At 62.1% G+C, this 22,841-nt stretch carries 22 protein-coding genes and 2 pseudogenes; 15 read left to right on the top strand and 9 right to left on the bottom strand.

The features are described from left to right. Nucleotides 1–6: 6 nt before the first annotated feature. Nucleotides 7–1,749: an ABC transporter substrate-binding protein gene (locus ABWL43_RS11230; RefSeq protein ID WP_404487692.1), complete on the top strand. Its 1,743-nt coding sequence runs from the start codon at nt 7–9 to the stop codon at nt 1,747–1,749. 237 nt (nt 1,750–1,986) lie between these two features. Here the strand turns inward: ABWL43_RS11230 and ABWL43_RS11235 are convergent. Further along, nucleotides 1,987–2,219: pseudogene (locus ABWL43_RS11235) on the bottom strand (AraC family transcriptional regulator); the annotation flags it as partial. Nucleotides 2,220–2,435: 216 nt separating this feature from the next. On the opposite strand from ABWL43_RS11235, the gene ABWL43_RS11240 reads away from it, so the two are divergent. The 3 genes from ABWL43_RS11240 (at nt 2,436) to ABWL43_RS11250 (ending at nt 6,142) form a co-directional block, all read left to right on the top strand. After that, nucleotides 2,436–3,815, top strand: a complete 1,380-nt coding sequence (locus ABWL43_RS11240) for an iron-containing redox enzyme family protein (protein ID WP_404487693.1) — start codon at nt 2,436–2,438, stop codon at nt 3,813–3,815. A gap of 12 nt (nt 3,816–3,827) precedes the next feature. Next, complete coding sequence (locus tag ABWL43_RS11245; protein WP_404487694.1) at nt 3,828–4,772, top strand: methyltransferase; 945 nt, start codon at nt 3,828–3,830, stop codon at nt 4,770–4,772. 125 nt (nt 4,773–4,897) lie between these two features. Further along, a complete protein-coding gene (locus ABWL43_RS11250) occupies nt 4,898–6,142 on the top strand; it encodes a zinc-dependent alcohol dehydrogenase (RefSeq protein WP_404487695.1) in 1,245 nt (414 codons plus the stop codon). A gap of 49 nt (nt 6,143–6,191) precedes the next feature. Here ABWL43_RS11250 and ABWL43_RS11255 read toward each other — a convergent pair whose 3' ends face one another. After that, nucleotides 6,192–6,623 carry a hypothetical protein gene (locus tag ABWL43_RS11255; RefSeq protein ID WP_404487696.1) on the bottom strand — a complete coding sequence of 144 codons (432 nt, stop codon included), beginning with the start codon at nt 6,621–6,623 and terminating at the stop codon, nt 6,192–6,194. Between ABWL43_RS11255 and ABWL43_RS11260 the strand changes: the two genes are divergently transcribed. Together ABWL43_RS11260 and ABWL43_RS11265 are read left to right on the top strand one after the other, a co-directional pair. Continuing rightward, on the top strand, nt 6,616–6,885 hold the full coding sequence (locus ABWL43_RS11260) for a RidA family protein (protein ID WP_404487697.1): 270 nt from the start codon (nt 6,616–6,618) through the stop codon (nt 6,883–6,885). The two genes, ABWL43_RS11255 and ABWL43_RS11260, sit on opposite strands and share 8 nt — an antisense overlap. A 94-nt stretch (nt 6,886–6,979) precedes the next feature. After that, nucleotides 6,980–7,993: an ABC transporter substrate-binding protein gene (locus ABWL43_RS11265; protein WP_404487698.1), complete on the top strand. Its 1,014-nt coding sequence runs from the start codon at nt 6,980–6,982 to the stop codon at nt 7,991–7,993. 1,018 nt (nt 7,994–9,011) lie between these two features. On the opposite strand, the gene ABWL43_RS11270 is transcribed toward ABWL43_RS11265, so the two are convergent. Continuing rightward, nucleotides 9,012–9,800 carry an AraC family transcriptional regulator gene (locus tag ABWL43_RS11270; RefSeq protein WP_404487699.1) on the bottom strand — a complete coding sequence of 263 codons (789 nt, stop codon included), beginning with the start codon at nt 9,798–9,800 and terminating at the stop codon, nt 9,012–9,014. A gap of 85 nt (nt 9,801–9,885) precedes the next feature. Here ABWL43_RS11270 and ABWL43_RS11275 point away from each other — a divergent pair, with 85 nt between their 5' ends. The 5 genes and pseudogenes from ABWL43_RS11275 to ABWL43_RS11295 all read left to right on the top strand — a co-directional run bounded on the left by ABWL43_RS11275 (nt 9,886) and on the right by ABWL43_RS11295 (nt 13,316). Beyond that, nucleotides 9,886–10,884: a bile acid:sodium symporter family protein gene (locus ABWL43_RS11275; RefSeq protein ID WP_404487700.1), complete on the top strand. Its 999-nt coding sequence runs from the start codon at nt 9,886–9,888 to the stop codon at nt 10,882–10,884. Between the two features lie 86 nt (nt 10,885–10,970). Continuing rightward, a complete protein-coding gene (locus ABWL43_RS11280) occupies nt 10,971–11,333 on the top strand; it encodes a type 1 fimbrial protein (protein WP_262207758.1) in 363 nt (120 codons plus the stop codon). A 111-nt stretch (nt 11,334–11,444) separates the two neighbouring features. Continuing rightward, entirely contained in the window at nt 11,445–12,632 is a 1,188-nt protein-coding gene (locus ABWL43_RS11285; protein ID WP_145163632.1) for a sugar transporter, read from the top strand. A 109-nt stretch (nt 12,633–12,741) separates the two neighbouring features. After that, nucleotides 12,742–12,867 (top strand): annotated as a pseudogene (locus ABWL43_RS11290) (aquaporin); the annotation flags it as partial. 89 nt (nt 12,868–12,956) lie between these two features. Then, nucleotides 12,957–13,316 carry a lysozyme inhibitor LprI family protein gene (locus ABWL43_RS11295; protein WP_404487701.1) on the top strand — a complete coding sequence of 120 codons (360 nt, stop codon included), beginning with the start codon at nt 12,957–12,959 and terminating at the stop codon, nt 13,314–13,316. A 79-nt stretch (nt 13,317–13,395) separates the two neighbouring features. Here the strand turns inward: ABWL43_RS11295 and tal are convergent, their stop codons facing one another. The 3 genes from tal to ABWL43_RS11310 all read right to left on the bottom strand — a co-directional run bounded on the left by tal (nt 13,396) and on the right by ABWL43_RS11310 (nt 15,508). After that, nucleotides 13,396–14,319 carry a transaldolase gene (tal, locus tag ABWL43_RS11300; RefSeq protein ID WP_369303446.1) on the bottom strand — a complete coding sequence of 308 codons (924 nt, stop codon included), beginning with the start codon at nt 14,317–14,319 and terminating at the stop codon, nt 13,396–13,398. 102 nt (nt 14,320–14,421) lie between these two features. After that, a complete protein-coding gene (locus tag ABWL43_RS11305) occupies nt 14,422–14,586 on the bottom strand; it encodes a hypothetical protein (RefSeq protein WP_262207766.1) in 165 nt (54 codons plus the stop codon). Then, nucleotides 14,564–15,508, bottom strand: a complete 945-nt coding sequence (locus tag ABWL43_RS11310) for an aliphatic sulfonate ABC transporter substrate-binding protein (RefSeq protein ID WP_242200061.1) — start codon at nt 15,506–15,508, stop codon at nt 14,564–14,566. The genes ABWL43_RS11305 and ABWL43_RS11310 overlap by 23 nt, the downstream gene beginning before the upstream one ends. A 245-nt stretch (nt 15,509–15,753) precedes the next feature. Between ABWL43_RS11310 and ABWL43_RS11315 the strand changes: the two genes are divergently transcribed. Together ABWL43_RS11315 and ABWL43_RS11320 are read left to right on the top strand one after the other, a co-directional pair. Next, entirely contained in the window at nt 15,754–16,692 is a 939-nt protein-coding gene (locus ABWL43_RS11315; RefSeq protein WP_369303448.1) for an aliphatic sulfonate ABC transporter substrate-binding protein, read from the top strand. Continuing rightward, on the top strand, nt 16,689–18,014 hold the full coding sequence (locus tag ABWL43_RS11320; RefSeq protein ID WP_404487702.1) for an LLM class flavin-dependent oxidoreductase: 1,326 nt from the start codon (nt 16,689–16,691) through the stop codon (nt 18,012–18,014). Before ABWL43_RS11315 ends, ABWL43_RS11320 begins: the two co-directional genes overlap by 4 nt. A 291-nt stretch (nt 18,015–18,305) precedes the next feature. On the opposite strand, the gene ABWL43_RS11325 is transcribed toward ABWL43_RS11320, so the two are convergent. Next, complete coding sequence (locus ABWL43_RS11325) at nt 18,306–19,169, bottom strand: LysR family transcriptional regulator (RefSeq protein ID WP_404487704.1); 864 nt, start codon at nt 19,167–19,169, stop codon at nt 18,306–18,308. A gap of 102 nt (nt 19,170–19,271) precedes the next feature. On the opposite strand from ABWL43_RS11325, the gene ABWL43_RS11330 reads away from it, so the two are divergent. Then, on the top strand, nt 19,272–20,270 hold the full coding sequence (locus tag ABWL43_RS11330; protein ID WP_404487705.1) for a quinone oxidoreductase family protein: 999 nt from the start codon (nt 19,272–19,274) through the stop codon (nt 20,268–20,270). A gap of 62 nt (nt 20,271–20,332) precedes the next feature. Here the strand turns inward: ABWL43_RS11330 and ABWL43_RS11335 are convergent, their stop codons facing one another. Both ABWL43_RS11335 and ABWL43_RS11340 read right to left on the bottom strand, forming a co-directional pair. After that, complete coding sequence (locus ABWL43_RS11335) at nt 20,333–20,758, bottom strand: hypothetical protein (RefSeq protein WP_214248621.1); 426 nt, start codon at nt 20,756–20,758, stop codon at nt 20,333–20,335. Nucleotides 20,759–20,905: 147 nt separating this feature from the next. Further along, the gene (locus tag ABWL43_RS11340; protein WP_404487707.1) at nt 20,906–21,628 is read right to left on the bottom strand and encodes a pirin family protein; all 723 of its coding nucleotides are present in this window, start codon (nt 21,626–21,628) and stop codon (nt 20,906–20,908) included. Nucleotides 21,629–21,808: 180 nt separating this feature from the next. Between ABWL43_RS11340 and ABWL43_RS11345 the strand changes: the two genes are divergently transcribed. Beyond that, nucleotides 21,809–22,759 (top strand): GlxA family transcriptional regulator, encoded by a 951-nt coding sequence (locus ABWL43_RS11345; RefSeq protein WP_404487708.1) that lies wholly within the window; start codon nt 21,809–21,811, stop codon nt 22,757–22,759. Nucleotides 22,760–22,841 lie beyond the last annotated feature (82 nt).

Below are 22,841 nucleotides of genomic sequence, written 5' to 3' on the forward strand. Positions count from 1 at the left end.
GTCTCTATGTTGAATAAAAACAATAAGCTGCGACATAGCATTTCATTGGCCGGCGTACTGGCCCTCAGCGGTTTGAGCGCCACGGCCTGGGCCGATGCGTACGAAGACGCGGCGAAAAAATGGATCGGCAGCGAGTTCAAACCGTCCACCCTCACCCAAGACCAGCAGCTCGAAGAGTTGAAGTGGTTTATCAAGGCGGCAGAACCGTTTCGTGGGATGAAGATCAACGTGGTGTCGGAAACCCTCACCACCCACGAGTACGAATCCAAGGTGCTGGCCAAGGCCTTCAGCGAAATCACCGGCATCAAGCTGACCCACGACCTGCTGCAGGAAGGCGACGTGGTGGAAAAGCTGCAAACCCAGATGCAGTCCGACAAGAACATCTATGACGGCTGGGTCAACGATTCCGACTTGATCGGCACGCACTTTCGCTATGGCAAGACCGAGTCGATCACCGACCTGATGGCCAACGAAGGCAAGGACTTCACCTCGCCGACCCTGGACATCAAGGACTTTATCGGCCTTTCGTTCACCACCGCGCCGGACGGCAAAGTCTACCAACTGCCCGACCAGCAATTCGCCAACCTCTACTGGTTCCGCGCCGACTGGTTCGAGCGGCCGGAGCTGAAAGTCAAGTTCAAGGAAAAATACGGCTACGACCTCGGCGTGCCGGTGAACTGGTCGGCGTATGAAGACATCGCCAAATTCTTCAGCGAAGACGTCAAGGAAATCGACGGCAAACGTATTTATGGGCACATGGACTACGGCAAAAAAGACCCGTCACTGGGCTGGCGCTTCACCGATGCCTGGTTCTCCATGGCCGGCGGCGGCGACAAGGGCCTGCCCAACGGCTTGCCGGTGGACGAGTGGGGCATTCGCGTGGAGGACTGCCACCCGGTGGGCTCCAGCGTGACCCGCGGCGGCGACACCAACGGCCCGGCCGCGGTGTACGCGACGCAGAAATACGTGGACTGGATGAAAGCCTACGCGCCACCGGAAGCGGCGGGCATGACCTTCTCCGAATCCGGCCCGGTGCCGTCCCAGGGCAACATCGCCCAGCAGATCTTCTGGTACACCGCGTTTACCGCCGACATGACCAAGCCGGGCCTGCCGGTGGTGAATGCCGACGGCACGCCGAAATGGCGCATGGCGCCATCGCCGGTCGGGCCTTATTGGGAAAAGGGCATGAAGAAGGGCTATCAGGACGTGGGCTCCTGGACGTTCCTCAAGTCGACGCCCGAGAAGCAGAAACTCGCGGCCTGGCTCTACGCGCAGTTCGTGACCTCGAAAACCGTCTCGCTGAAGAAAACCATCGTTGGCCTGACGCCGATTCGTGAGTCCGACATCAACTCCCAGGCCATGACCGACCTGGCGCCCAAACTCGGTGGCCTGGTGGAGTTCTACCGCAGCCCGGCACGGGTCGAGTGGACCCCGACCGGCACCAACGTGCCGGACTACCCACGCCTGGCGCAACTGTGGTGGAGCAACATCGCCGCCGCCGCCAGCGGCGAGAAAACCCCGCAGCAGGCGCTGGACAACCTGGCCAAGGAGCAGGACGCGATCATGACGCGCCTGGAACGCTCCAACGTGCAGCCAATATGCGGCCCGAAAATGAACCCCGAGCGTGGTGCCCAATACTGGTTCGACCAACCCGGCGCGCCGAAGCCGAAACTGGCCAATGAGAAACCCAAAGGCGAAACCGTGAGCTACAACGACCTGCTCAAGTCGTGGGAGGCAGCGCGTAAGTAACACAGCATCCGTGACGAGCGGGCTTGTTGTGGCAAGCGGGCTTATGTGGCGAGCGGGCTTGCCCCGCGTTGGGCTGCGAAGCAGCCCCAAAACCTGACGACCGAGTGGTGTCTGGGTGAACTCGGCGTCTTTTATGGGGCTGCTTCGCAGCCCAACGCGGGGCAAGCCCGCTCGCCACAACAAACCCACTCGCCCCAATGGGCCGCTCAGCCCACTGATTTTGCGTCTACTGCCCCCCCCTTTGTTCGCCGCCAAAATCCGCGCCGTGTCCCGCGCGGGCGGCAGCCCGGACACCCGCGCATAGTCGCGGCTGAACTGGGTCGCGCTTTCGTATCCGGTTGGGCAAAATCCTGGCGAATCCATTGGCTGGCCTGGCTGACGCGCGCCATGGCAGTGTCCGGCGCGGCGATGTCGGGCAACATCCAGCCATGGGGGCCTTGCAATACGAGGAAGAGAATCTCCCGTTCGTACGCAGCCAACGTAGTCGTAAAGCCTGGAGTTGGTCTACAACCCCCTGGCATCTGTCGAGTGGTGCCGAATAACCGCTGATCCGCAGCCATGCAATGCCGATTGAATTTTCCCCACAGCCAGATGCTCTGCACTTTAGAAGCGCGCGTTTTGAGCGCTCTTGCGGGGCTTTCTGGTGAGAAAGCCGAGTTGTATCGGACTTTGTGGAAACTGCCATCATGACGCTTCTTACAGCGCTGTCGGGCCAACCGGCCACCCTGACTGACTCGGCCGACGGCCGCCATCAACGCGTGTACCAGCAGCTGTACAACGAGACGGAGGGTTGCGAGGCGCTGGCACGGGAATTCTTGCTGGCGCAATTGGCCCAGGTGCAGGACGTGCCCTGCGAATTGCCCGACACGCCCGAACAACTGCCCGCGTGGGTCGAGCAGCGCTGCGCCGCCGTAGCCCGCGACTACGCCGACTACCTGGAGCAACGCCAGCAGGGTCAGCCACGGCGCTACTTCCAGAACAAGGCCCACGCCTTGTACGTGTTGCAATGCCTGGCGCCGACCAAACAGGTCGATGGCGCCTGGCTGTACGGTTTACTGCGCTATTGGCAGGACCAGCGCTTCGATGGGCTGCTGACCACCTACCTCGAAGAACTGGGCGACGGCGAAGCGGCGCAAAACCATGTGGTGATCTATCGCAAGCTGCTCAGCGAGCACGATGCCGACAGCGAAGCCGGCCTCAATGATGACGACTACCTGCAAGGCGCCTTGCAACTGGCGCTGGGCCTGTGTGCCGAGGAGTTCCTGCCGGAAGTGATCGGTTACAACCTGGGCTATGAGCAATTACCCCTGCACCTGCTGATCACCTCGTACGAGCTGAGCGAGCTGGGCATCGATCCCTATTACTTCACCCTCCACGTCACCATCGACAACGCCAGCAGCGGCCATGCCTGCAAGGCCGCGCAAGCGGTGTTGAACCTGCTGCCGCTGGGCGAGGGCAGGGAGCAGTTCTACCGCCGCGTGGCCCGCGGTTATCAGCTCAATGACCTCGGGCCGGGCACCACGGCCGTGATCGAGCGCTTCAACCTGCAGGAGCAAGTGGTGGCCATGCTTGAGCGTAAGCGCACGTACGGTCAGCACATGCATTCCGATTACTGCCGCTTCGAGGGCAAAACCGTCAATCAATGGCTGGCAGAGCCTGGGCAGATCGCTGAGTTCCTGCAGGCGCTGCAAGACAAAGGCTGGATCAAGCGCAACCAGGACCCTGCCGACAGCCGCTTCTGGCAACTGATCGAGGGCGCCGGTGCAGCGATGTTCGGCGTGTTCAGCGGCGCTGAAAAGCAGCTGCTGCACGACTGGATTGCCGGTGACTGGGTCAGCGGCGAGCGCGTGCCGCCTGCACGGCCGGGGCGCGGCAGCCGTTTCTCCCGGGAGCAGCATCGCCCGGCCGATCCGGACACCCAGGCGCTGGTTGAGTCACTGTGCAAACTGGCCGATGAACAGCAGCTCGATGCGCTGATTCCGTGGATGTCGGCGCGGCGCCATTGCGCCCCGGCCGGGCTTTACGCGACGCGGCGCTTTATCCAACTGCGCGCGCGTCTGCGCTGAGGAGTGTCGTTCATGTCAGCACAGCAGCTCGTCGATCGCACCCTGTTGAACCTGGGCCGCGGATTGAAGGAGAACGGCTACCGGTTTATCACGCCGACGCCCCTGACCCATCAACGGGTGTGCCAGCGCCTGGCAACGCCGCTGGCGATGACGATGCGCGATGTGTTCGGCTGGTCGCTGCCATTTGATAACGCGTTGTTGCCTGAGGCCTTTCGCGAAGAATTGCAGCAAGCGCAGGTGATCGAAAAACACGACGCCTTATGGCGCAGCACCGTGCGCTGGTCGAGCCTGGACGAGTTGCTGTTCGCCCACTCGCCGTACCCGACCACCCAGGCCGACGCGGTGTTTTTCGGCCCCGACAGCTACCGGTTTGCCCACGTGATCCAAGCCCATCTGCAACAGCGTTTCGAGCCTGTGCGGCGGGCGGTGGACATCGGTTGCGGCGCGGGTGTCGGTGCATTGGTCATCGCCCGCGCCCGGCCTGACGCTGACGTGCTGGCGGTGGACATCAACCCCCGCGCTTTGCGCATGACCGCGGTGAATGCCGAGCTGGCGGGCCTGGCGAATGTCAGCGCGTACCACAGCGACATACTGGCCAGCGTCGACGGCGAATTCGACCTGATCGTTGCCAACCCGCCCTATATGAATGACCAGCATCAGCGCGCCTACCGCCATGGTGGCGGTGCCCTGGGGGCGCAGTTGTCGGTGCGTATCGTCAGCGAATCCCGCGAGCGCCTGGCTCTGGGCGGCAGTCTGGTGCTCTACACGGGCGTGGCGATGGTGGCCGGCGCCGATGCCTTTCTGGAGGCGATCAAACCGCTGGTGGCCAGTGCTGACTACGGCTGGACCTACCGCGAAATCGACCCTGACGTCTTTGGCGAAGAGCTGGAAAAACCCGGCTATGAGGGCGTCGAGCGGATCGCCGTGGTGGCGCTCACCGTCACCCGACTGCGCTGAAGCTTGGCGCGCATCAGCGGTGACCACTGATCGGCTGTGGCCCTACCTCGACGGAACGCTCGCAGGTGTCGCGCCCCTTAATCAATAAGCCTTTCAACACCTTCTCAACAACAGGAGTGCAGAGCATGCGAGCGATGACTTTCCAGGGCGCGCACAAAGTGCAGGTCGATACGGTGCCCGATCCGATCATTGAGCAACCCGACGACATTATTTTGCGCGTCACCGCCACCGCCATTTGCGGCTCGGACTTGCACCTGTACCGCGGCAAGATCCCGACCGTCGAGCATGGCGACATTTTCGGCCATGAGTTCATGGGCATCGTTGAGGAAACCGGGCCGGCGGTGACGGCCGTGCAGCGCGGCGACCGCGTGGTGATCCCGTTCGTGATTGCCTGTGGCGACTGCTTCTTCTGCCAACTGCAACAATTTGCCGCCTGCGAAACCACCAATGATGGGCGCGGCGCGATCCTGAATAAAAAGGCGATCCCGCCGGGGGCCGCGTTGTTCGGCTACAGCCGTCTGTATGGCGGCATTCCCGGCGGCCAGGCCGAGCTGGTGCGGGTGCCGAAAGCCAACACCGGGCCATTCAAGGTGCCTGGGTTGCTGGCGGATGAAAAGGTCCTGTTCCTCTCGGACATCCTGCCCACGGCCTGGCAGGCGGTGACCAACGCCGGCATCGGCAAGGGCTCCAGCGTTGCGATCTACGGCGCCGGCCCGGTCGGCCTGCTCAGCGCGGCGTGCGCGCAGATGCTTGGCGCCGAGCAGATCTTCATGGTCGATGACCATCCCTACCGCTTGGCCTACGCGCAAAAAATGTACGGGGTGATCCCGATCAACTTCGAAGAAGATGACGACCCCGCCGACACCATCATTCGCCAGACCGCCGGCATGCGCGGGGTCGACGGCGTGGTGGACGCAGTGGGGTTCGAAGCCAAGGGCAGCACCACCGAGACCATTCTTACCACGCTCAAGATCGAAGGCAGCAGCGGCAAGGCCCTGCGCCAGTGCATCGCTGCCGTGCGCCGTGGCGGGGTGGTCAGCGTGGCCGGGGTGTATGCCGGGTTTATTCACGGGTTCATGTTTGGCGACGCGTTCGACAAGGGGCTGACGTTCAAAATGGGCCAGACCCATGTGCAGCGCTTCCTGCCGGAGTTGCTTGAGCACATCGAGCTGGGGCATCTGAACCCCGAGGCGATCGTCACGCATCGGTTGTCGCTGGAGCAGGCTGCGCGCGGCTATGAGTTGTTTGACAAGGCCGAGGAGGAGTGCCGCAAGGTGATCCTGCTGCCGGGCATGGATGAGCGGCCGATTGTCGAACCGCTGGAAGAAGTGACGCCCGATTTACGCCTGCAGGGCGTTCCAGGCTTCTAAACCAAACACAGCGCAAACCGGGAGGGGGCAAGCCCCTCCCGCATTCACGTCAGGCTGCCGCCTGCGGTTGGATCTGCAGCACGCCGTCCACGTCCTTGACCAGGCCACTGGCCACAAACAACGGCGCCACGCGCTTGTGCAACTGCGGCTCGACGAACTCCTTGACCGTGTCCAGCGCCAGCTCGCCACTGAGCGCCAGCTCAGCCTTGGTGTACGACAGCCAAGCTTTTTTCAGCATCGTCAGCACATCACTGCCCGCGGTCGAGGCAAAGCGGCGGTGGCTGGGTTTGCCGTCGAAGTTGAAGCTGTGCTGGTACGCGTAGCCGGTTTCGTCACCGTTGCTGGCGGCGCAGCGTACGCAGGTGCATGGGCCGTCGCCGAACGCGCTGCGCAGGTAGGCGTTGAAGTCCACCACGGGCTTGAGTGACAGGCGCTTATCCACCTCGAACAGGTCTCCGGTCATTTTATCGTCAGTGTTCAACGTCCATTTCCTCGCAGGTCGGCAGGTGCATTTCAAAGCGCGGCACAATACCAGCCGAGCGGCGCCCATGGGGATTTTTTGCGCGAAAGGTACTCGCTTCAGGGTCGACGTCCATTCGCCAATAGCCTTGTTAGCGTTTCCCCAATCGACCTCCGTCGATGGCGACGCAGCGCAAACGCGTAAAACCCTGGAAAACCTCGACCACGTGCTGGCAGGTTTTGGTGTCGGACGCTCGAACATCGCCGCCGTTCAGCGCTGCTGATTTATTGCATAAGAATAGAGCTATATATTCTTTTCGTGTCTTAAAAAACGCCGCTAGGCTTCATCACCTTCCTGAAAACGCGGCAGATTCCCCCATGACTTTCAAGCGTTCCCCCCTGACCCTATTGGCCGCGTCCCTGGCCGCTGCTGGCAGCTTGCTCAGCCCCGGTGCCCAGGCCGAAGGCAAAATCAGCATCGCCCAGCAGTTCGGCATCGGCTACCTGATCCTCGACGTGGTGCGCGACCAGCACTTGATCGAGAAACACGGCAAGGAGCAGGGGCTGGATATCAAGGTGGAATGGAACAGCATCTCCGGCGCCACGGCGATGAATGAATCGCTGCTGGCGGGCGCGCTGGACGTGGTCTCGGCCGGTGTGCCGCCGATGCTCACCCTGTGGGACCGCACCAAGGGCAAGCAGAACGTCAAGGCCATCGCCTCCCTCGGCTCGATGCCCAATTACCTGCTGACCAACAACCCTAACGTGAAGACCCTCAAGGACTTCACCGAGAAAGACCGCATCGCCGTGCCCGCTGCCGGTGTGGGGTTTCAGTCGCGCACCCTGCAGATCGAAACCGCCAAGCAGTTTGGCGATGCGAACTACAAGAAGTTTGACGATATCTCCATCAGCCTGGCTCACCCTGATGCCACGGCGGCGTTGATTGCCGGTGGTTCGGAGATTAACTCGCACTTCTCCAGTCCGCCGTTCCAGTACCAGGAGTTGCTTAACCCTAACGTGCACAAGGTGCTCAGTTCCTACGACATCCTTGGCGGGCAGGCTACGTTCAACGTGCTTTACACCACTGAGAAATTCCACGACGAGAACCCCAAGACCTATAAGGCGTTTTACGACGCGCTGGCTGAGGCCGAGACGATCATCAAGGCCGATAAGCCGGCCGCGGCGAAGGCGTATATCCGTGTGGAGCAATCCAAGCTGCCGTTGGACCTGGTGGAGAAAATTGTCCAGGACCCGGAGATCGATTTCACCATCGTGCCGCAGCGGACCTATATCTATGCCGAGAAATTGCAGGAGCTGGGGGTGTTGAAGAACAAGGCGGCGAGCTGGAAGGATTACTTCTTTGAAGAGGCTCATGGTGGGGATGGGAGTTGAGTGGTTGCTGATGGCGGGCGTTTTTTAGGGGGCATATCCGTTGCTGCGGTAACGGCGGCTGGCGGTTCCGCTCTTACAGCGGGTCACTTTTGGCAAACGCCCCAAAAGTAACCAAAAGGTCTTTGCCCCACCACTCGGCACCTCGCCTAGGCTCGGTGTGCCCTCACTCCGGCTTGAATCCGTGGGCCGCCGCGACGGGCCATCCATGGCCCAACACGGCTAACCCGGCGTCCTGCCGGGTTACCCACGGATTCAAGCCTGCGTTCGGCCAGCGTGGTTGACGGGGCCTGTCAGATCAAAAGCAAGATCAAAAGCAGAGCACGGCGGCCTAGTAGCCGACCTGAGTGGTAGAAGCAAAAGCAGATCAAAAGCAAAACAACACACCTTTATCTGATGTACTGAGCTCCAAATGTGGGAGCGGGCTTGCCCGCGAATGCGGTGGTTCAGTGATACATAAGCTGACTGACCCACCGCCTTCGCGAGCAAGCCCGCTCCCACAATTTCACCGAGTTCAACTGCCAGCACCGCACTGCTTTGCTTTTCTGTGGGAGCTGGCTTGCCTGCGATGCAGGCACCTCGGTGTATCAGGCATAACCAGTTGATGCCATCGCAGGCAAGCCAGCTCCCACATTTGATTGAGTTCAGCTTCCAAAATCAGGTCGGCTGTCAGGCCGCCTCGGTTTTGCTTCTACCACTCAGGTCGGCTACTAGGCCGCCGTGCTTTTGCTTTGATCTTGGGCGCCCCGTTAAACCACGCTGGCCGAACGCAGGTTTTGGAGCGTGGGTAACCCGGCAGGACGCCGGTTTAGCCGTGTTGGGCCATGGATGGCCCATCGCGGCGGCCCACGCTCCATAGCCTGCGTGAGGGCACACCGAGCCTAAGCGAGGTGCCGAGTGGTGGGGCAAGAGCCTTTTGGTTACTTTTGGGCTCTTTTCAAAAGTGACCCGCCGTAAGGGCGGAACCGATATTCGCCATCACGCAAATAACGGATATGTACTCAATAACCCACCCCAAACATCACCGAAAAAACTCCCCAGGTGTCGCATCAAACTGCTGCCGAAACGCCGCAATAAACGCCGAAGTCGACTCATACCCACACCCCAACGCCACATCCGTAACCCGCTCCCCCTGTTCCAGGGCCGGCAACGCACTCAGCAACCGCAACCGCTGACGCCAAGCGCGAAACGTCAGCCCGGTATCACTCAAAAACAACCGACTCAACGTCTTCTCACTCACCCCCAGCCTGCGCCCCCAATCCCCCAAGGTCGTCTGCTGCTCCGGATGCAGATTCAAGCTGCGATAAACCTGACGCAACCGCGGGTCCAGGGGCAAAGGCAGCATCAAATCCACCTGCGGCGCAGCGGCCAACTGGTCGAGCACCACCTGGGCCAGGCGCCCATCCGGCCCGTCCTCGGCATATTCCACCGGCAACTCACTGAAACTGCGGATCAACTCGCGCAACAAACTGCTCACCTCCAACACCTGACACCGCTCGGCCGCCCAGGCGGTAACGCTGCAATCCAGGTACAGGCTGCGCATTTCCGTGTGCGGCGAGCTGAACACCCGATGTGGTACGCCCGCAGGGATCCACACCGCGCGCTGGGGCGGGGCGACGAAGCGGCCGACGCTGGTCTGGATCTCCAGCACCCCGGATATCGCGTAGGACAACTGCACCCACGGGTGGCTGTGCTGGCGGGTCAGCGCGCGATTGCGCAGTGACTCCGTGCGCCCATACACGGGCCGCGGCAGGCTGGAAAGCCCGGGCACACTGCGCCGGACGGTCTTTTCATGTCCTTTAGGCGGCATTTACTGGCTCATTGGCGTTAGTCGGTAACAAGCCGTTACGTTAGAGTCGCATCGATGCTCTTGGCAACCCCTGGAAGATTTGCTTATGACCCGTCCACGTTTTCTGCCTGACAACTTCACCCTGACCCTGATTGCCACGGTGATTCTCGCTTCCCTGCTGCCCGCCGGCGGCCAGACCGCCGTGGCCTTTGGCTGGGTGACCAACCTGGCCATTGCGCTGCTGTTTTTCCTGCACGGCGCCAAGCTGTCGCGCCAGGCCATCGTTGCCGGTGCCGGGCACTGGCGCCTGCACCTGCTGGTGTTCAGCCTGACCTTTGTGCTGTTCCCCTTGCTCGGCCTGGCGCTCAAGCCGGTGCTGTCGCCGCTGATCGGCAAAGACCTGTACATGGGCATGCTCTACCTGTGTGCCTTGCCGGCCACGGTGCAATCGGCGATTGCCTTTACGTCGCTTGCGCGCGGCAACATTCCGGCGGCGATCTGCAGTGCGGCGGCCTCCAGCCTGTTCGGCATCTTCCTCACGCCGCTGCTGGTGACGCTGCTGCTCAACGTGCACGGCGACGCGGGCTCCACCGTCGACGCGATCCTGAAAATCAGCGTGCAATTGCTGTTGCCGTTTATCGCCGGGCAAATCGCTCGTCGCTGGATCGGCGATTGGGTCGGCCGGAATAAGTCCTGGCTGAAGTTCGTCGATCAGGGCTCGATCCTGCTGGTGGTTTACGGCGCGTTCAGCGAAGCGGTCAACGAAGGCATCTGGCACAAGATCCCGCTGTGGGAGTTGGGCGGCCTGGTGGTGGCGTGCTGTGTGTTGCTGGTCCTGGTACTGGTGGCGTCCACCGTGCTGGGCAAGGCCTTTGGCTTTAACCAGGAAGACCGCATCACCATCTTGTTCTGCGGCTCGAAGAAAAGCCTCGCCACCGGCGTGCCGATGGCGCAAGTGCTGTTCGCCGGCGCAACCATGGGCGTGTTAATCCTGCCGCTGATGCTGTTTCACCAGATCCAGTTGATGGTGTGCGCGGCGCTGGCGCAACGCTACGCCAAGCGGCCGGAAAGCATCCCCGAGATGATGGGGCAGGTGGATCCGTGATCCAGATCACACCCTAGGCCGAATCACCTCAAGTTAACGCCCGGCCAGACGACTTCCTGGGTAAGAGCCCAATAAGGAGTGTCGGCATGAGCGTTAAAGGTATTTCGGTGTTTGCAGGCCTGTTTTGCCTATGGGCCAGTGCCTGTGGTGCGGCACAGACCGTGGGGCAGGGCACTATCCAGTTCACCGGCGCAATCGTCGAGCCTGGGTGTGCGACAAATGCGCGCAGCGGCGCGGTGATGGAGTTGACCGGCTGCGCCAGTTTTAACCGCGGCAGCCGCTTCGAGGTGCGCAGTCTGGCGCCGGTGGCCAGCGTCGATGCGGCCCGGGTGAGGCTGGTTGCCGACAGTGGCGCCGGGCGTTATTACGACCAGCGCTACCTGCTGGTGGACAGCGCCGGCACGCCGATTGTGTCGGGCAACTATGTAATCACCATGACCTTGCCCTGAACCTCAGAGCGACGATCCGCGCCAACAGCGCGGCGAGAAACCTATAGAATGCTCGGCGGCGGCGCTGTTCTGCGTGGCCGTTGGATCATCGCCAGAGTACCTCGCCCGCCAATGAGCATTTCAGCCGCAACCCCCCAAGCCAACTGGCAACCGGTCATCGCCCTTGCTTTGGCCGCATTTGTGTTCAATACCACCGAATTCGTACCGGTCGGCCTGCTCAGCGCCATCGGCGCCAGCTTCGACATGCCCATCGCCAGCGTCGGCCTGATGCTCACCATCTATGCCTGGATCGTGTCGCTGACGTCGCTGCCGGTGATGCTGCTGACGCGTAACGTCGAACGGCGCAAGTTGCTGATCGTGTTGTTCGGCTTGTTTATCGCCAGCCATATTCTCTCCAGCGTCGCCACCAGCTTCGGCTTGCTGATGGTCAGCCGCATCGGCATCGCCTTGTCCCACGCGTTGTTCTGGTCGATCACCGCCTCCCTGGCCGTGCGCCTGGCGCCGGAGGGCAAGCAGGTGCAAGCCCTCGGCCTGTTGGCCACCGGCACGTCACTGGCGATGGTCCTGGGCATTCCGCTGGGCCGCCTGCTCGGCGAAGCCATGGGCTGGCGCACCACGTTTCTGGTGATCGCCGCCTTTGCCGCGGCCCTGGTGTTCTGGCTGGCGCGCACCTTGCCGCTGCTGCCGAGCCAAAACTCCGGCTCGCTGCGCAGCCTGCCGTTGCTGTTCAAGCGCCCGGCGCTGGTGGCGCTGTACGTGCTCACCGCCATGGTGGTGACCGCGCAATTCACCGCCTACAGCTACATCGAACCCTTCGTCGAAGGCGTCGCCGGCCTGAGCGGTAACGTGGTGACCCTGTTCCTGCTGGTGTTCGGCGGCGCGGGCATCATCGGCTCGCTGCTGTTCAGCCTGGTGCACCGTTTCAACCCGCACTTGTTCGTGGTCAGTGCGGTGTTCCTGCTTGCTGCGTGCCTGGCGCTGATGCTGCCCTTGAGCGGCGCCGAGTCCTACCTCGTCGGCCTGAGCGTGTTCTGGGGCATGGCGATCATGGGCTTTGGCCTGGCCATGCAATCCAAAGTGCTGGTGCTGGCACCCGACGCCACCGACGTGGCCATGGCGATGTTCTCCGGCATCTACAACATCGGCATCGGCGGCGGCGCCCTGATGGGCAGTTGGGTCGGCAGCCACTTCGGTTTCGCCTGGATCGGCGCGGCGGGCGGGTTACTCGCGGCAGTGGCGCTGATCGGCTACTGCCTGGCGATTCACCGGTATGGGCAGGGTGTGGCGCGTAGCAACTGATGCGTTGGTCAATGATGACTTGAAAAAATCAAAGGATCGAACCCGTGAGACACCTCGTCGCCTATATGGATGCCGTGGATCAGTCTAAAAACGTGCATTGATCCGTCAACCGGCCCGCAGCACCGGCCCGGCGCTGTTTGCCGGCGGCGAATACCTGTCGCAGCGCTGCCTGGCGCCGATCGTCGGCGCACTACTCGGTGCGCTGGCCGCCCGTGCGTTGGGTGAACGCGACTGAACGGTGCTCGGTGTCGAAGAACTTTTTCGCCGGCGGCGGGCCTATCTATAACGCCGCCGTTTGCCCACTTTTTTCGGAGCCCACCGCCGATGTCACGTCTATTGCTCAAACCTGCACTCTTTACCGGTATTTGCACCCTGATGCTCAGCCTTGCAAGCCAGGCCGCCAGCTTTGATTGCGCGAAGGCCAAGGCCGCTGACGAAATTGCCATCTGCGCCAACCGCAGCTTGAATGACCAGGACGTAACGATGGCGTTGCTCTACGACCTGAACAAGCACTTCATGGCCATGGGCGGGCGCGGCTCATTGATGGACGGGCAGGCGGACTGGCTCAAGCAGCGGCGCGCGTGTGGCGCGCGGCTGAGTTGCCTGAGTGATGCCTACACGCAACGCATTGGCATGTTGCGCGGGTTTATTGATGAGCGGGTGATGACAAAGGGGCCGTTCTGAATCACAGCGAACGCTCAGCCTTTGGGTGATTGCCGTGGCGAGGGCGCAGGCTCTCTCGCCACAGCAATCGAGCGTCCTGTTACAACGCCGCCAGCACCGCCTCCAACTTCTCCTGATCGCGCGCGAACTGCCGGATGCCCTCGGCGAGTTTTTCCGTTGCCATCGCATCTTCATTCGACGCCCAGCGGAACTGCGCTTCGGTCAGTTGCTGACGCACTTCACCTTCAGCGCCCGGCACCAGTTTGCGTTCCAGCGTGCCGTTGTCTTCATCGAGTTTGTGCAGCAGGTCCGGGCTGATGGTCAGGCGGTCACAACCTGCCAGTTGCTCGATCTGGCTAAGCGTGCGAAAGCTTGCGCCCATGACCACGGTCGGGATGGCGTTGGCCTTGTAGTAGTTGTAGATGCGGGTAACCGATTGCACGCCCGGGTCTTCGGCGCCGGTGTAATCCAGGCCTGTGCTTTTGCGGTACCAGTCGTAGATGCGGCCTACGAATGGCGAGATCAAAAACACCCCGGCATCAGCGCACGCCACGGCCTGGGCGAAGGAGAACAGCAGCGTGAGGTTGGTCTGGATGCCGGCTTTTTCCAGACGTTCGGCAGTGCGGATGCCTTCCCAGGTGGACGCCAGCTTGATCAGCACGCGCTCGCGACCGATACCGGCCTGGTCGTACAGGGCGATCAGCTGGTTGGCCTTGGCCCACAGTGCGTCTTCGTCAAAGGACAGCCGCGCATCGACTTCGGTCGAGATGCGCCCGGGAATCACCTTGAGAATGCCCGCACCGACCGACACGGCGAAGTGATCGCAGGCCAGGCCCACGTCGCCCTTGGACAGGCTCACGGCAGTGCGCAGCAGCTCGGCGTATTCCGGGATGGCGGCGGCTTTAAGCAGTAACGACGGGTTGGTGGTGGCGTCGACCGGACGCAGGCGGCTGATGGCTTCCAGGTCGCCGGTGTCGCAGACCACGGTGGTGAATTGCTTGAGTTGTTCGAGCTTGGACGTCATGAGCGGCGGTCTCCAGGAAGTGGGATGTGGCGCAGCGCTGGGCGGCACGGGACACCCGTTGTACCACTTCCCAGGCGGCTTGTTTACCCGCGCGCCACGCCTTTACGCCTCTGGGAAGCCGACTTTCTGCGGCCAGCGGTTCTGGAAAACCTGCACATCCAGTTGTTTGAACAACCCTCCATGCGTAAACGGTTCGGCCGCCAGCCATGCGCGCACATGGGCCTCATCGTCAAAATGAAACTTCTCACGGCTTCCAGGTCTGCACATCCTGCGCATCCACCGCCTTGGGCAACAAGCCGGCCTTGAAGAAGGCATCTGCGATCTTCTGCTGCTCACCCAACTGTTCGACCGTGACCGGTTGCACCTCATAACTGCGGTGCGCGTTGGCGGCTTCCACCGTGGCCACATCCAGGTTGCCCCACAGTGGGCCGAGTACTTTCGCCGCGTCCTGTGGGTTGGTTTTTACCCATTGACCGGCTTTTTCCAATTGCTCATACACCCGTTTCAAGACCTCGGGATGCGCCTTGGCGTAAGGCGTGCCGGTCAGGTAATAGCGCTTGTAACTGGCAAGGCCTGCGCCGTCGGCCAGGGTGCGGGTCGGCAGTTGACGCTGCACGCTGGTGAGGAACGGTTCCCAGGTGACCCAGGCGTCAACCTTGTTGTTCTCGAAGGCCGCGCGACCATCGGCCGGCGACAGATAGGCCGGCTCGATATCCGAGAACGCCAAGCCGGCTTTGGCCAGTGCGGCGATGAGCAAGTAGTGAGTGCCGGCGGCCTTGGTCACCGCGATTTTCTTGCCTTTCAAATCTGCCAGCTGCTGGATCGGCGAGTCCTTGCGCACCACGATGGCCTGGGCTGAGGGCGAGGGCGCTTCCTGGGCGAAGTAGGTGAGTTTGGCCTGGGCGGCCTGAGCGAAGATCGGCACGGTGTCAGCCACGTCGGCGCTGATGTCCACGTTGCCCACGTTCAATGCTTCGAGCAGCGGCAGGCCGCTGGGGAATTCATGCCAGCTCACGTCGATGTTGTCGGCCTTGAGGGCTTTTTCAAGCGTGCCCTGGGTTTTCAGCAGGGTGATCAGGGTCGAGGATTTCTGGTAACCGATGCGCACGGTTTCCTGAGCCTCGGCGCTCACCGCAACCGAAAAAGCCAATAGCCCGAGGACAACGGCGAGGGGACGACGAATAGACATGGCGCGCTCGATCTTCAGCGAAATAAGGCCAAGCTTAAAGTTCTAAAAAGCATTCGATAAATACTCTTTCGGTCTGAGCTTAGGGCGCTTTTCACGCGTTCCGACGAATTGGGCATAACCATAGAATTATAGGGTTCTTTCATAATTACCCGTCGTTAATATAATCGAGTTCGCTTGTCTGCCAGGTCTTATGTGGTCTTTTTGCATAAGCAGCTTCCTTCAACTCACCTATGCCAAGGCCTTCCATGACGTTGAAACAACTCATTCTCGCCGCCAGCCTGCTGTTTGCCGCAGCGGCGGCCCACGCCGAGCAGACCCTGGACATCAGCTACCAGCGCTCGTCGACGCTGTGGATCCTGCTCAAGCAAAATGGCCAGCTCGAACAGCGCCTCAAGCCCTTGGGGTTCACCGTCAATTGGCATGAATTCAGCACCGGCCTGCTCAGTTCCTTGAACGCCGGCAGTGTCGATTTGCACGCGGACGTGGCTGACGCCTTTGCGCTGTTCACCCAGGCCGCCGATGCGCCGCTGACGTATTACGCCCAGGAAAACTCATCGCCCGGCGCCCAGGCGATCATCGTCCAGGACGCATCCCCGATCCACAGCATCGCCGACCTCAAGGGCAAGACCGTCGCCGTGTCCAAGGGCTCGGGCAGCAACTTTCTGCTGATCTCGGCGCTGCACAACGCCGGCCTGACGCTGGCCGATATCACCCCGCGTTACCTTGAGGCACCCGACGGTGGCGCGGCGTTTTCAAATGGCAGCGTGGATGCCTGGGTGATCTGGGACCCGTTCTTCGCCACCCAGCAGCTTGAGCATCACGTGCGTGTGATCGCCGATGGCAACGACGGGCTGGCCAACTACAACCGCTTCTACCTGGCGACCACACAATTTGCCAAGGCGCACCCGGAGGTGCTGCAAATCACCTTCGATACCCTGCGCGAAACCGGCCAATGGGTCAAAGCCCATCCCAAGCAAGCCGCTGACATCCTTGCGCCGCTGTGGGGCAACATCCCACCGGCCACGGTGGAGCGCGCCAATAGCCGACGCAGCTACGACATCATCCCGGTCAAGGTGCAAAACCTTGCCGAACAGCAACGCATCGCCGACGCCTATTACGCCGCCAAGCTGATTCCCAAGCCGCTGAACGTCGCCGATATCACCGTGTGGACCCCCAAACCATGAGCCGCCAGATCCATTTGTCAGCCTTCCTCCTGAGTGGGCCGGTGGTGCACAGCCACGCCGTGTGGCGCCACCCCGAAACGCTCGGCAATTACCTCGACCCCGACTACTACTCACGCATCGCCAAGGTGGTGGAGGAGGGCCTGTTCGACTTCCTGTTCTTCGCCGACCGCCTGGCCGTGGGCGACCAGATGGGCGGCTCGCGCGAGTTTGCCTTGCGCTACGGCGCCCAGGACGCCACGCGCCTGGACCCGTTGCCGATCCTCTCTTACTTGATAGGCCAGACCCGCAAGCTGGGCCTGGGCGCGACGCGCTCCACCACCTATTACGAACCGGCGCACATCGCGCGCGAATTTGCCACCCTCGACCACCTGTCCAAGGGCCGCGCGGCGTGGAATATCGTCACGTCGATGAACGACAGTGAAGGGCGCCTGTTCGGCAAGGACAAGCACCTGGAACACGACCTGCGCTACGACCGCGCCGATGAGTTTGTTGAAGTCGCATTGAAGCTCTGGAACAGTTGGGGCAAAGACGCCCTCAAGCTGGACCGCGAAGATGGCGTGCTCGCCGACCCGGCCTTGATCACGTCGGTGCAGCATCAGGGCGAGTGGTTCAAGGTCGAAGGCCCGCTGAATATCCCGCGCACGCCCCAGGGCCGTCCGGTATTGATTCAGGCCGGTTCGTCCGGGCGCGGTCGGCGGTTTGGCGCGCGCTGGGCCGAGGCGATTTTCACCATTCACCCGCATTTGAACGCGATGCGCGCCTTTCGCGATGACGTGCGTGCCCAGGTGGTGCAGCAAGGCCGCGACGCCGACAGCTGCAAGGTGTTGACCGCGGTGATGCCGTTTATTGGCGGCAGCGAGGCCGAAGCCCGCGCCAAGCGCGATCGGCACAACGCCCTGGCGCGGCCTGAGCTGGGGCTGGTGACACTTGCTTCGCAGCTCAATGTGGACCTGTCGCCGTTCCCGCTGACGGCCACCCTGGCCGAGGTTGCCCGGTCGCCACTGATCCCTGCCGCTGCGGCGGAAAAGCTGTTGATGCAAGGGCCTGAAATTACCCTTGAGCAACTCGGCCGCATCTTCGCCAGCAGCGTGCGCGTGCCGCAACTGGTGGGCACTGGCGCGCAGATCGCCGACCAATTAGCGGAGCTGTTCGAGCAAGGCGGCTGCGACGGGTTTGTGATCTCACCGGGTTACCTGCCGGGTTCGTTCACTGAGTTTGTCGAGAGCGTGATTCCGCACTTGCAGCGCAAGGGGTTGTTTCGTACCGCCTATGAAGGCTCGACGCTGCGCGAGCACCTGGGGCTGGCTGATCTGGCGACCTGAAACCGCCTCCTGAGAAGAGCCGGGCTGTCGTGGCGAGCGGGCTTGCCCCGCGTTGGGCTGCGAAGCGGCCCCCATCAAGGCCACCGCGCGCTGACTGGTAGACGGCGGTGTCAGGTTTTAGGGGCGCTTCGCGCCCCAACGCGGGGCAAGCCCGCTCGCCACAACAAGCCCGCTCCCACAAGTTGACCGAGTACAACCGACACCCATCTACCTGATGCACAGAGCTATGTGCAAACCCTGCGCCTGGAACGCGCCAAGCAGGTGCTGGAGTCAACGCCACCGCCGGCTGATTCAACGCCGCAGCTGCACTTCACCTTCGATGCATGCCACCAGAAACTCCATCACCACCTTTACCGACGGCGAGCGGCGCATATCCGGGTACACCGTCAGCCAGATATCGCGGACCGGCCCGTCGCTGGGCGTCGGCAACCTGGCCAGCAGCGGATCGTGGTCGCCCACCAACGTTGGCAACACCACTGCGCCGACGTGCGCGCGCGCGGCCGTCTGTTGGGTGATCAACTCGCTGGCGGCAAACACGATCGGGCGTTGGCCGCGCAGTTGGTGCAGCCACGCCTGTTGCGGCAGGTGATCACGGCTGCTGTCGTAGGCGATGAAGGTCCATTGGGCAGTAGGCAACTGCCTGAACGCGGGCGCGCCATAAAGACCGAAGCGCACCACGCCGACCTTGCGGCGCACCAGCGCCTCTTCGTCGGGGCGCACCGTGCGCAGGGCGATATCGGCCTCGCCCTTGTCGAGCGCAGCCAGTTGAGTGGACGGTATCAGCACCAGGTTCAGCTGGGGGTACTGGGCCCGCAACCGCGCTATGTGAGGCGCGATGCAGTGGTTGGCGATGGACGGCGGGCAACTGACTCGCACAGTGCCGGCCAGTTCGATGGAGGCTACCCGCGACAGGCGCAGCACGTCGGTGGCCATCTCGCCCATGCCTGCGGCCAGCTCGGCCAGCGCCAGGCCTTGAGCCGTGAGTGGCCGGCTGCGTGGCAGGCGGTCTACCAGTTTTACGCCGAGGGCTTTTTCCAGCGCATCGACGCGGCGCCCGACGGTGGCGTGTTCCACCTGCAACTCGCGGGCGGCCGCCGACAGCGACTGGGTGCGGGCCAGAACGGTGAAGTAATACAGATCCTGCCAATCGAACATCGGGTTATTTCCGCACAGAGGCTAGGAAGGGTTGGGGAATATTCCTACCGAGCGTGTCCTTTTACCATGGCCGCTCCCCAGTGCAAACGGAGTTGTTTCCCGATGAAAGCCATCACCCTGCAAGCCTACGGCGGTCCCGAAGTCGCCCAATTGCGCCACGACGTTGAAAAACCCCAGGTCACGCCGGGGCATGTGCTGGTCAAGGTGGCCTGCGCCGGGATCAATTTCATGGACATTCATACCCGCCAGGGCAAATACGCACACTCTTCGACGTACCCGGTGCGCCTGCCGTGCACCCTGGGCATGGAAGGCGCCGGTGTGGTGGCCGAAGTCGGTCCGGGCGTCAGCCACTTGGCTGTGGGCGACCGCGTGGCCTGGTGCATCGCCTGGGGTGCGTATGCCGAGTATGCGAATGTGCCTGTCGAGAAAATTGCGCAGATCCCGAACGCAATCGGTTTCGATCAGGCCGCTGCGGCGATGTTTCAGGGCTGCACCGCGCACTACCTGATTGACGATGTAGCGCGTTTGCAGGCGGGCAGTACCTGCCTGGTTCATGCCGCGTCCGGCAGCATCGGCCAATTGCTGGTGCAGATGGCGCGTCGGTTGGGGGCAACGGTATTGACCACCGCCAGCAGCGTCGAGAAATGTGCGATTGCCTTGCAGCAGGGCGCCCTTCAAGCCTGGACCTATGAGCGATTTGCCGATCAGGTGCTGCAAGCCACGGGCGGGCGAGGGGTGGATGTGGTGTTTGATTGCGTCGGCAAAAACACCTTGCGTGAGAGTTTTCGCGCCTGTCGCACGCGCGGTTTGATCGTCAACTACGGCAATGTCTCGGGCTCGCTGACAGACCTGGACCCGATGGAGCTGGGGGAGGCGGGCTCGTTGTTCTTGACGCGTCCACGGCTGGCTGACCACATGACCGATAGCGCGACCGTGCAACGGCGTGCCAACGCTGTGTTCGCGGCGATGCTGGAAGGCACGCTGACGGTGGACATTGAAGGGCATTACAGCCTGGAGACGGTGCAGCAGGTCCATGCCCGTATCGAGGCGCGGCAGCAGATCGGCAAGGCGGTACTGTGGGTGGACCGCGACCTGCGTTAACCGCAGGCGAAAAAAAACCGGCTGATCAGGCCGGTTTGGGGTGCCCCGCAAACAGTGCGGGGTTACGCGTTGTGCCCTTGCAGACGATCCGCACCGCCTTCAGCCAGGCCACGTTCCTGCAAACGATCAGCACCGCCTTCAGCCAGGCCACGTTCCTGCAAGCGATCCGCACCGCCTTCGGCCAGACCGCGTTCCTGCAAGCGATCCGCACCGCCTTCAGCCAGACCGCGTTCCTGCAAGCGATCAGCACCGCCTTCAGCCAGACCGCGTTCCTGCAAGCGATCCGCACCGCCTTCAGCCAGACCACGTTCCTGCAGACGATCCGCGCCACCTTCAGCAACACGACGGTCCAGCAGACGGTCAGAACCGCCTTCGGCTACGGAGTTACCTTGCAGGCGATCCGCGCCGCCTTCAGCGACAACCGGGTGAGCAAAAGCGTTTGCAGCAAGTACCGAGAAAGCGAGGCTAAGCAAGAGTTGGCGTTTCATGGTGGTGTGCTCCGAGTGTTCTAGTTGGGTGCCGTTTGGCATGGGTTTGATGTTACGCGTTGGTTTTTTTAAGAGAACTTCATTGAGCTGATGGTGACTATCGACGCCAGCGATGACCCGTTTTGGGGCGGGTCATCGCGGTGACGGTCAAGGCATCTGCGGCCGTTCCTGAGGGCGCAGGTCGAACACCAGCACCTCGGCATCTTCGCCGTGGCCCAGGCTGATCTGCCGTTCATCCCGCACGCGGGCGCCGTCGCCTTCCTGCAAGCGCTGGCCGTTGACTTCAACACTGCCTCGGGCCACGTGGATGTACACATGGCGATCCGGCGGCACGTCCAGCGTCGCGGCTTCGTCGCCGTCGAACAGCCCGGCATACACCCGCGCATCCTGGCGCACATTCAGCGAACCCTCGGCACCTTCCGGCGAGATGATCAATTGCAAGCGCCCACGTTTCTGCGCCTCGCTGAAGTGCTCCTGTTGATAGCGCGGCTCGGCGCCGACCACATTCGGCACGATCCAAATCTGCAGGAAGTGCACGCCCTGGCGTTGGCTATGGTTGAACTCACTGTGCGCCACGCCGCTGCCGGCGCTCATCAACTGCACATCGCCAGGGCGAATCACCGAGCCGGTGCCCAGGGTGTCCTTGTGTTCCAGGGCGCCTTCGAGCACATAGGAAAAAATTTCCATATCGCGGTGCGGGTGCTGGCCGAAGCCTTTGCCGGCGGCGACGCGGTCATCGTTGATCACCAGCAGGTCAGAAAAACCCTGCTCGGCCGGGTTCCAGTAATTGGCGAACGAGAAGGTGTGAAACGACTTCAACCAACCGTGATTGGCGGCGCCGCGGTCCGAAGCTTTGCGAAGTGTCAGCATGGTCTTGTCCTCAAGTGAGAGCGGGCTGCGTCATGCAGGGCTCTTGCGTTGAGAAGAAGGTTAATGGTTAGCGTGAAATTCATTAAGAAGCTGAAATTTGAATAACTGTCTCTCTGAGGTTGACAGTAAAAGGCGTGCCATAATGTCGCCTCGACTTCCCTCTCGATGGACTTTCTCTGCATGAAAACCGTGGCCATGGCGCTGTTTCCGGACTTTTTGCTGCTCGATATGGCCGGTCCACTCGAAGTGTTTTCCATCGCCAATCGCTACCTGCCGGCGAACGCTCACTATCAGATCCTGACCATTGGCACCGAGCCTGGCCCGCTGCGCGCCTCCAATGGTGTGCAGGTGCAACCCGACCTGTTACTGGAGCAGGCCCACGACGCCTATGACCTGTTGCTGGTGCCGGGCGGCCCCGGTGCCTATAACGAATGCCATCCTGCGCTGCTGCCCTGGCTCAAGGCCGCCGCACCCAGGGCGCGACGCTTTGGCTCGATCTGCACCGGCGCCTTTGTGCTGGGGCATGCCGGGCTGCTCGACGGCCACCGCGTGACCACCCACTGGCATTACACCGAACGGCTGATCAAGGGCTTCCCCAAGGCTATCGTCGAGACCGATCATATTTATTTGCAGGATGGACGCTTGATCACCTCCGGCGGGGTGACCGCCGGTATCGACCTGGCGCTGTCGGTCGTCGCCCAGGACCATGGCAAACAGGTGGCGGTGGACGTGGCCAAAGTATTGCTGGTGGTGATGAAACGCCAGGGCGGCCAGGCCCAGTTCAGCCCGATGACGGCAGCTGTGGCGCCGTTGGAAACGGCGATCACCCGTGTGCAGAACCAGGTGCTGGCGCAGCTGGACCAGCCCTTTACCATCGACTCAATGGCCGCGCTGGCGGGCATGAGCGCGCGGCACTTCACGCGGCTGTTTGCCAAGGAGGTGCAGATGACGCCCATGGCGTTCCTGCAAGGCGCGCGCATCGACCGCGCCCGGCAGTTGCTGGAAACCACCGACCTGCCACTCAAGACCGTGGCGTTTCGCGCCGGGTTTGGCAGCGTGCGGCACATGCGTTTTCTGTTCAGTGAAAAGCTCGGCCTGAACCCTACGCAATACCGACAACAGTTCAGTTAGCGACAGGATGTCTGTTTCGCGCACCTGATTGGCCGTGGCGCTCCCCGTGCCAGCATTGTCCTGTCATGGCGAGCTGGCAAGA

The sequence above is a fragment of the Pseudomonas sp. HT11 genome (assembly GCF_044875395.1).
In the GTDB taxonomy this organism is placed as follows: Bacteria; Pseudomonadota; Gammaproteobacteria; order Pseudomonadales; family Pseudomonadaceae; genus Aquipseudomonas.

Excerpts from the sequence above, each read along its gene's own strand:
- ABWL43_RS11230 (WP_404487692.1), top strand. The coding sequence starts at position 7 with ATGTTGAATAAAAACAATAAGCTGCGACATAGCATTTCATTGGCCGGC.
- ABWL43_RS11240 (WP_404487693.1), top strand. The coding sequence starts at position 2,436 with ATGACGCTTCTTACAGCGCTGTCGGGCCAACCGGCCACCCTGACTGAC.
- ABWL43_RS11245 (WP_404487694.1), top strand. The coding sequence starts at position 3,828 with ATGTCAGCACAGCAGCTCGTCGATCGCACCCTGTTGAACCTGGGCCGC.
- ABWL43_RS11250 (WP_404487695.1), top strand. The coding sequence starts at position 4,898 with ATGCGAGCGATGACTTTCCAGGGCGCGCACAAAGTGCAGGTCGATACG.
- ABWL43_RS11265 (WP_404487698.1), top strand. The coding sequence starts at position 6,980 with ATGACTTTCAAGCGTTCCCCCCTGACCCTATTGGCCGCGTCCCTGGCC.
- ABWL43_RS11270 (WP_404487699.1), bottom strand. The coding sequence starts at position 9,800 with ATGCCGCCTAAAGGACATGAAAAGACCGTCCGGCGCAGTGTGCCCGGG.
- ABWL43_RS11275 (WP_404487700.1), top strand. The coding sequence starts at position 9,886 with ATGACCCGTCCACGTTTTCTGCCTGACAACTTCACCCTGACCCTGATT.
- ABWL43_RS11280 (WP_262207758.1), top strand. The coding sequence starts at position 10,971 with ATGAGCGTTAAAGGTATTTCGGTGTTTGCAGGCCTGTTTTGCCTATGG.
- ABWL43_RS11285 (WP_145163632.1), top strand. The coding sequence starts at position 11,445 with ATGAGCATTTCAGCCGCAACCCCCCAAGCCAACTGGCAACCGGTCATC.
- ABWL43_RS11295 (WP_404487701.1), top strand. The coding sequence starts at position 12,957 with ATGTCACGTCTATTGCTCAAACCTGCACTCTTTACCGGTATTTGCACC.
- tal (WP_369303446.1), bottom strand. The coding sequence starts at position 14,319 with ATGACGTCCAAGCTCGAACAACTCAAGCAATTCACCACCGTGGTCTGC.
- ABWL43_RS11305 (WP_262207766.1), bottom strand. The coding sequence starts at position 14,586 with ATGTGCAGACCTGGAAGCCGTGAGAAGTTTCATTTTGACGATGAGGCC.
- ABWL43_RS11310 (WP_242200061.1), bottom strand. The coding sequence starts at position 15,508 with ATGTCTATTCGTCGTCCCCTCGCCGTTGTCCTCGGGCTATTGGCTTTT.
- ABWL43_RS11315 (WP_369303448.1), top strand. The coding sequence starts at position 15,754 with ATGACGTTGAAACAACTCATTCTCGCCGCCAGCCTGCTGTTTGCCGCA.
- ABWL43_RS11320 (WP_404487702.1), top strand. The coding sequence starts at position 16,689 with ATGAGCCGCCAGATCCATTTGTCAGCCTTCCTCCTGAGTGGGCCGGTG.
- ABWL43_RS11325 (WP_404487704.1), bottom strand. The coding sequence starts at position 19,169 with ATGTTCGATTGGCAGGATCTGTATTACTTCACCGTTCTGGCCCGCACC.
- ABWL43_RS11330 (WP_404487705.1), top strand. The coding sequence starts at position 19,272 with ATGAAAGCCATCACCCTGCAAGCCTACGGCGGTCCCGAAGTCGCCCAA.
- ABWL43_RS11335 (WP_214248621.1), bottom strand. The coding sequence starts at position 20,758 with ATGAAACGCCAACTCTTGCTTAGCCTCGCTTTCTCGGTACTTGCTGCA.
- ABWL43_RS11340 (WP_404487707.1), bottom strand. The coding sequence starts at position 21,628 with ATGCTGACACTTCGCAAAGCTTCGGACCGCGGCGCCGCCAATCACGGT.
- ABWL43_RS11345 (WP_404487708.1), top strand. The coding sequence starts at position 21,809 with ATGAAAACCGTGGCCATGGCGCTGTTTCCGGACTTTTTGCTGCTCGAT.